General features: G+C 70.6%; 1 protein-coding gene. It reads right to left on the bottom strand.

Features of this window, described 5'->3' with window-relative positions; translation table 11 throughout:
• Positions 1-4: 4 nt before the first annotated feature.
• Positions 5-1,429, bottom strand: a complete 1,425-nt coding sequence (gene hldE / locus P3W75_RS25225; RefSeq protein WP_276230049.1) for a bifunctional D-glycero-beta-D-manno-heptose-7-phosphate kinase/D-glycero-beta-D-manno-heptose 1-phosphate adenylyltransferase HldE — start codon at positions 1,427-1,429, stop codon at positions 5-7.
• Positions 1,430-1,519: the final 90 nt, after the last annotated feature.

The raw sequence follows: 1,519 nt of genomic DNA, 5'->3' as shown, positions 1-1,519 counted from the left end.
CGGCTCAGCGCTTCTGGCGGATCTTCTCGACGATGGCGGTGGTCGAGCTGTTCGGCACCAGGCCGAGCACCCGCACTTCGCCGCCGTAGCCTTCGACGATGTCGGCGCCGACCACCTGGTCCACCGCGTAGTCGCCGCCCTTCACCAGCACGTCCGGGCGGACTTCGCCGAGCAGGCGCTCGGGGGTGTCTTCGCTGAAGCTCACCACCCAGTCCACCGCGCCGAGGCCGGCGAGTACCGCCATGCGCCGGTCGACGCTGTTGATCGGCCGGCCCGGGCCTTTCAGGCGAGTCACCGAGGCGTCGTCGTTGACCGCCACGATCAGCCGGTCGCCCTGGGCGCGCGCCTGCTCCAGGTAGCTGACATGGCCGGCGTGGAGAATGTCGAAGCAGCCGTTGGTGAAGACGATCTTCTCGCCATGGGCGCGGGCGTCCTCGATGGCCAGCAGCAGTTGCTCCAGGCCCAGCACGCCACGCTCGGAGCCCTGCTCGCGCTGCACCGCGCGGCGCAGTTCGGGGGCGCTGATGGCGGCGGTGCCGAGCTTGCCGACGACGATGCCGGCGGCCAGGTTGGCCAGGGCCACGGCCTGCGGCAGGTCCTCGCCGGCGGCCAGGGCGCCGGCCAGGGTGGAAATCACGGTGTCGCCGGCGCCGGTGACGTCGAACACTTCACGGGCGCGGGCCGGCAGGTGCAGCGCGGCGTGGCCCGGGCGCAGCAGGGTCATGCCGTGCTCGCCACGGGTCACCAGCAGCGCGCCCAGTTCGAGCTCGGCGAGCAGTTGCAGGCCCTTGGCGACCAGTTCGCTCTCGTCCTGGCAGCGCCCGACGATGGCTTCGAACTCGGAGAGGTTCGGGGTGATCAGGCTGGCGCCGCGGTAGATGGCGAAGTCCTTCCCCTTGGGGTCGGCCAGCACCGGGATGTTGCGCTTGCGCGCCGCCTGGATCAGCTCCTGGTGGTTCTTCAGCGCGCCCTTGCCGTAGTCGGAAAGCACCAGCACGCGGACCTTGTCCAGCAGCGCCTCGACGTCGGCGGCCAGGGCCTTGGCGTCGGTCTTGAAGGGCTCTTCGAAGTCCACCCGCAACAGCTGCTGGTGGCGGCTCATGACCCGCAGCTTGACGATGGTCGGCTGCCCGGCGATACGCTGGAAGCGGGTGGCCACGCCGACCGCGCCGAGGCTGTCGACCAGGCTGGCGGCGGCCTCGTCCTCGCCAGTGACGCCGACCAGGAAGGCCGGCGCGCCGAGGGCGGCCAGGTTCAACGCGACGTTGGCGGCGCCACCCGGGCGGTCCTCATGCTGCTCGACCCGTACGACCGGCACCGGCGCCTCGGGCGAGATGCGCGAGGTCGCGCCGTGCCAGTAGCGGTCGAGCATTACGTCGCCGACAACCAGCACAGGGGCCTGATCGAAACGGGGCATGGTCAGTTTCATGGGAACTCCGCAGGTCGAAATCGCCGCGGATAATACCATAGCCGCTGACCCGGACTTGCGCCGCGCGGCGCAGCTTTCAGCGCAGCGAAC

The organism is Pseudomonas citronellolis (assembly GCF_029335315.1).
In the GTDB taxonomy this organism is placed as follows: Bacteria; Pseudomonadota; Gammaproteobacteria; order Pseudomonadales; family Pseudomonadaceae; genus Pseudomonas; species Pseudomonas citronellolis_A.
This window is presented reverse-complemented; position numbering and strand designations above follow the sequence as displayed.